Annotated in this window: 4 protein-coding genes and 1 pseudogene; 1 reads left to right on the plus strand and 4 read right to left on the minus strand. The window is 65.6% G+C overall.

Annotation, left to right across the window (positions count from 1 at the left end; all coding sequences use genetic code 11):
- The 4 genes and pseudogenes from HP546_RS25315 to HP546_RS25330 form a co-directional block, all read right to left on the minus strand.
- Positions 1 to 218, minus strand: a pseudogene (locus HP546_RS25315) (acetyl-CoA C-acyltransferase); the annotation flags it as partial.
- Entirely contained in the window at positions 215 to 2,098 is a 1,884-nt protein-coding gene (locus HP546_RS25320; protein ID WP_172231082.1) for a feruloyl-CoA synthase, read from the minus strand. The pseudogene HP546_RS25315 and the gene HP546_RS25320, both read right to left, overlap by 4 nt.
- A 74-nt stretch (positions 2,099 to 2,172) precedes the next feature.
- A complete protein-coding gene (locus HP546_RS25325; RefSeq protein WP_172231085.1) occupies positions 2,173 to 3,621 on the minus strand; it encodes an aldehyde dehydrogenase in 1,449 nt (482 codons plus the stop codon).
- Between the two features lie 72 nt (positions 3,622 to 3,693).
- Complete coding sequence (locus HP546_RS25330) at positions 3,694 to 4,524, minus strand: p-hydroxycinnamoyl CoA hydratase/lyase (RefSeq protein WP_172231088.1); 831 nt, start codon at positions 4,522 to 4,524, stop codon at positions 3,694 to 3,696.
- Positions 4,525 to 4,723: 199 nt separating this feature from the next.
- Here HP546_RS25330 and HP546_RS25335 point away from each other — a divergent pair, with 199 nt between their 5' ends.
- On the plus strand, positions 4,724 to 5,194 hold the full coding sequence (locus HP546_RS25335) for a MarR family winged helix-turn-helix transcriptional regulator (protein ID WP_172231091.1): 471 nt from the start codon (positions 4,724 to 4,726) through the stop codon (positions 5,192 to 5,194).
- Positions 5,195 to 5,306 lie beyond the last annotated feature (112 nt).

The raw sequence follows: 5,306 nt of genomic DNA on the forward strand, positions 1-5,306 counted from the left end.
TAGGCATCGAAACTGGCGTGGGCCATGCTGCCGGCCAGCACGCTGTCCACGGCCTGCGGATCAAGGCCGGCGCGCACCAGCACGGCCCGGCCTGCCTTGATGCCCAGGTCGATGGGCGACACACCTGCCAGCGCCCCGCCCAGGTCGACCCAAGGCGTGCGTGCCATTTCGACGATGGCCACATCGTCGAACGCGGTGCATAACCCGCCGCTGCTCATGGCCGAGCCTGCGCGTGCAGCTGGGTGGGGTGTTCGCCGCAGTACAGCGCCTCTACCTGCGCGGCACGACGCTGCAATACCGCGCGCTGGTTGATCGAGCCCTTGTCGGTGATTTCGCCTGCGTCGATCGAGGGCGGCTCGTCCAGCAGCGCCAGCCATTCGATGCGGCTGGCGTTGCCCTGGGCATCGCGGTTCAGCCGCGCCAGCCAGTCAGCGAACCAGCTGCGCACCGCAGTGCTGCCCAGTACCTCGGCATCGCTGGCATCGGCCGCCAACCCGGCGAGCTGGCGGCATTCGGGCAGGCGCGCAAATACCAGCACGCCCAGGCACTCCCGGTCCGGCGCCGTTACCACGATGTCCTGCACATAGGGCGAACCTTCCAGCACCGCACGGTTACGCAAGGGGCCGACGCTGACAAACACCCCGGACGACAACTTGAAGTCCTCGGCGATACGGCCATCGAACATCAGGCCCTGTTCCGGTTGCTGCAGGTCGGCCAGTCTCAGCGCATCGCCCGAGCAGTAGAAGCCCTCCTCGTCGAATGCCTCGGCGCTCTGCTGCGGGGAGCGCCAGTACCCCGGCATGATGTGCGGCCCGCGAAAACGCGCCTCCAGCTTGCCCGCCTGCGGCACCAGCTTCACTTCGCAACCCGGTGCCGGCAACCCCACATAGCCCGCCATCGACAGCGGCCCGGTGGTGAAGGTGCAGGACGGCGCGGCTTCGGTCATGCCCAGGCCAGCCATCATGCGGATACGTTCGCCGCAGTGTTGCTCGGCGATGCGGTCCAGGCGGTCCCACACGCTTTGCGAAAGGCCTGCGGCAGCGAAGAAGAACAGCTTGATACGGGCAAAGAACACCTCGCGCAACTGGGCGTCCTGCTCCAGCGCCTTGGCCAGCTCTTCCCAGCCCTTGGGCACGGTAAGGTAGGCCGTAGGCGAGATTTCGCGCAGGTTGCGCAACGTTTCGCCGAAGCCTTGCGGGGTGGGTTTGCCGGCGTCCAGGTAGAAGCTGCCGCCGTTGTACAACACGATGCCGAGGTTGTGGCTGCCGCCGAAGGTGTGGTTCCAGGGCAGCCAGTCGACCAGCACCGGCGGCTCTTCGGCAAATACCGGAAAGGTCTGCAGCAGCATCTGCTGGTTGGCGCAGAGCATGCGCTGGGTGGTGATCACCGCCTTGGGCAGCTTGGTGGAGCCAGAGGTGAAGAGGAACTTGGCGATGGTGTCGGGCCCGGTAGCGGCAAACGCGGCGTCGGCGGGCGCCAGGTCGCAGGGTTGCAACAGACTGGCAAAATCGATGTGCTGACGGCCCTGGGCCTGGCCACGCACACTGACCACCGCTACCGACGGATCAAGCACGGCATCGAACGCGCGCTGGAACGGCTGCGCGTCGGTGGCGAATACCAGCCCCGGGGTCAACACCTCGCAGACATGCCGCAGTTTGGCAAAGTCCTGCGACAGCAGCGCATAGGCCGGCGACACCGGGCAATAAGGAATGCCGGCATACATGGCGCCCAGGGCGATCTGCAGGTGCTCGATGTCATTCCCGGAAAACAGCGCCAGCGGCCGCTCGGCGCTCAGGCCGAAACCCAGCAGGTTGGCGGCAATGGTGCGCACCTGGCCGAGCATTTGCGCGTAGGTGATCGCGCGCCAGCTGCCGTCAGGTTCGCGCGCCGCAATAAAGGTGATATCGGAGCGCGTGTGCGCCCAGTGCAGCAGCCGGTCGAGCAGGCGCGCCGGCAGCGGCGCCAAAGGTTCGACGGGGTGCATGCGCACAATGCCGTCAGCCTGGCTGACCTGCACCTGGGGATGGCCGATGGACACCTGCCGGTAGCGCGGAGGTTGGCCAGGGTCGGTCGACCGTGAGCGGGCTTCGGTATTCACGCAGGTTGCTCCTTGTTCTTGTTGTACATCCTGCCGCCGCCCGGCGCTGCCGGTGGCGGCCAATCGCGTGTTGCTCAGATGGGGTAATGGCGCGGGCCGTTCTGCAGGGTGACCCAGCGCAACTGGGTGAACTGGTCGATCGCCGTACGGCTGCCGAAGCTGCCGTAGCCACTCGCCTTGACCCCGCCAAACGGCATCTGCGCCTCGTCGTGCACGGTCGGGCCATTGATATGACAGATGCCCGACTCCACCCGTTGCGCCAGGGCCAGCGCGCGGCTGGTGTCACGGCTGAAAATGGCCGACGACAGGCCGAACTCGGAGTCGTTGGCCAAGTGCAGCAAAGCCTCGTCACCTTCGGCGCGCAGCACCACGGCCACCGGGCCGAAGGACTCTTCGCGATACAGGCGCATGCTGGCGTCGACATTGTCGAGCAGGGTCGGCTGCAGGATGCTGCCCTGCAACTGGCCGCCGCACACCAGGCGCGCGCCTTTGGCCACGGCATCGTCGATCAGCGCCTTGATGCGCTCGCCAGCCGCACTGCTGACCAGCGAACCGAGCACTGAAGTGCTGGCCTGCGGGTCACCGGCGCGCAGCCCGGCAACCTTCGCCGCCAGCTTGTCGACGAAGGCATCGGCAACACGGCTATCCACCACCAGCCGCTCGGTGGACATGCAGATCTGCCCCTGATTGAAGTAGGCGCCGAAGGCGGCGGCTTCAACGGTGGCATCCAGGTCGGCGTCGTCGAGCACCAGCAGCGGTGCTTTGCCACCGAGCTCCAGCAAGGCGGGTTTGAGGTGCCGTGCAGCCAGCTCGCCGACGATCCGCCCGACCTGGGTAGAGCCGGTGAAGTTGACGCGGCGCACGGCCGGGTTGGCAATCAGTCGCTCGACGATGGCCGGGGCATCATCCGGGGCATTGCTGATCACGTTGACCACGCCATCGCCCAGGCCGGCATCGTGCAGCACCTGGCCGATCAGCCGATGCACCGCAGGGCTCAGCTCCGAGGCCTTCAGCACCACGGTGTTACCGCAGGCCAGCGGCATGGCGATCGCACGGGTGGCGAGGATGACCGGGGCATTCCACGGGGCGATGCCGAGCACCACACCGCAGGGCGCACGCAGGGCCATGGCGAAGCTGCCGGGTACATCCGAAGGAATGACCTCGCCGGTGATCTGTGTGGTCATCGCTGCGGCTTCGCGCAGCATGTTGGCGGCCAGCTTCACGTTGAAGCCGTACCAGTTGGCCATGGCCCCGGTTTCGCCGGCCGCCGCAATAAACTCGTCGGCCCGCGCCTGCAACAGGTCGGCCCCCGCCAGCAAGCGCCTGCGCCGCTCGCCGGGCGCCAGGGCAGCCCAGGCCGGGAAGGCCGCGCTGGCAGCGGCAACCGCTGCATCGGCATCGGCCAAGGTGGCCGCGGCCACCTGCGAGACCACCTCGCCGGTGACCGGGTTACGGCGTTCGAAGGTTCGTCCATCGCTGGCGGGGCACGACCGCCCGCCGATCAGCAAAGGCACCTGCAACATGCTTATTCCTCTTGTTGTACTTATCGGGAATATCCGCGGGCTGTGCCGGGTAACGGCCCAGCCCGCCTGAACTCAGCGCTTGTAGGCCTGCAGGCCGGGCTTGATGCTTTTGTCGTCGAGGAACTGCTTCATGCCCTGCTCGCGCCCGCCTTCGGTGTCCAGCAAGCGGGACTGGTCGAGCTTGGCGTACAGGTAGTCTTCGTTCTGCTCCCAGGTCAGTTCGCGGCAACGCTTGAAACCATTCTTGGCTGCACGCAGCACCACCGGGTTCTTTTCCAGCAGGTTCAGCGCCAGTTCGCGGGTGGTGTCACGCAGCTGCGCCAGCGGCACGCTGTCGTTCACCAGGCCCATCTCGGCAGCCTTGGGGCCGCCGAAAGTCTTGCCGGTCATGATGTAGTACAGCGACTGGCGGTGGCCAACGGTATCGGCCATCGCCTTGCTCACCAGGTTGCCCGGCGGGATGCCCCAGTTGATTTCCGACAGGCCGAAAGTGGCTTCGTCGGCGCAAATGGCCAGGTCACAGGCCACCAGCGGGCTGAAGCCACCGCCGAAGCACCAGCCGTTGACCATGGCGATAGTGGGTTTGGCATACATGCGCAGCAGCTTCCATTGCCACTGCGAGGCCTCGCGGCGGATTTTTTCCTGGAGGATTTCCGGCCCGGCGTCCACCTCGCGGAAGTACTCCTTCAGGTCCATGCCTGCGGTCCACGACTCACCAGCGCCGGTCAGCACCAGCACGCCGGCGTCGGCGTCCTGCTCGAGGGTTTCCAGCACGTCGACCATTTCCCGGTTCAGCGTGGGGCTCATGGCGTTGCGCTTTTCCGGGCGGTTGAGGGTTACCCAGGCGATGCCCGATTCCAGTTCGACCTTGACGGTAGCCCAGCGGCCTTCGTATTTGCTCATGGTTCTGCACTCTTGTTGTTCGAGGTGGTGACATCAAGCTAAGCGAGCAGATTAGTTATGTCAATTAACCATTATGAAATTTATCTTTCTCCGAGGCGCGTGCTGAAGGGCATTTTCCCGTGCCCTCCCCTAGCCGGCAGGCGACAAGGCAGGCAAACTGGGTAACTTTCTTACCCATGAACGAGGAGCATGCACCCCGATGGCAAGGTCTGCCCGCACTACCGACACCGCCGCCACGCCCGCTACGCCGGCGGAGGCGGTGCTTGAAGACTTGCTCGGTTACGCCCTGCGCCGCGCGCAGTTGAAGCTGTTCCAGCACCTTATCGGCCGGCTTTCGGCCCATGACCTGCGCCCGGCACAGTTCTCGGCGCTGGCGGTGATCGAGCAGAACCCAGGGCTGATGCAGGCCGACCTGGCCCGCGCGCTGGCGATCGAGCCGCCCCAGGTGGTGCCGCTGTTGAACAAGCTGGAAGAACGCGCCTTGGCCGTACGCGTGCGGTGCAAGCCGGACAAACGTTCGTACGGGATTTTTCTAAGCAAGGCAGGCGAAGCGTTGCTCAAGGAGCTCAAGCAGATCGCCAGCGACAGCGACCGCGAGGCGACTGCGGCGCTGGATGATGAGGAACGGGGGCAGCTGTTGCGCTTGTTGACGAAGATTTACCAGGAGTGAGGCGTTAGCCGAATGCCAGTCAGTCAAGGATGATGGGGCTGCTGTAGCCCATCGCCGGCAAGCCAGCTCCCACCCAGACCGCATCGAATTCAAGCCATGCGCCGTACTTGTG

This window comes from Pseudomonas sp. CM25 (assembly GCF_013179705.1).
Taxonomy (GTDB): Bacteria; Pseudomonadota; Gammaproteobacteria; order Pseudomonadales; family Pseudomonadaceae; genus Aquipseudomonas.

What these genes read in the sequence shown, in the direction of transcription:
- HP546_RS25325 (WP_172231085.1), bottom strand. Translation starts at nt 3,621, where the DNA reads ATGTTGCAGGTGCCTTTGCTGATCGGCGGGCGGTCGTGCCCCGCCAGC.
- HP546_RS25330 (WP_172231088.1), bottom strand. Translation starts at nt 4,524, where the DNA reads ATGAGCAAATACGAAGGCCGCTGGGCTACCGTCAAGGTCGAACTGGAA.
- HP546_RS25335 (WP_172231091.1), top strand. Translation starts at nt 4,724, where the DNA reads ATGGCAAGGTCTGCCCGCACTACCGACACCGCCGCCACGCCCGCTACG.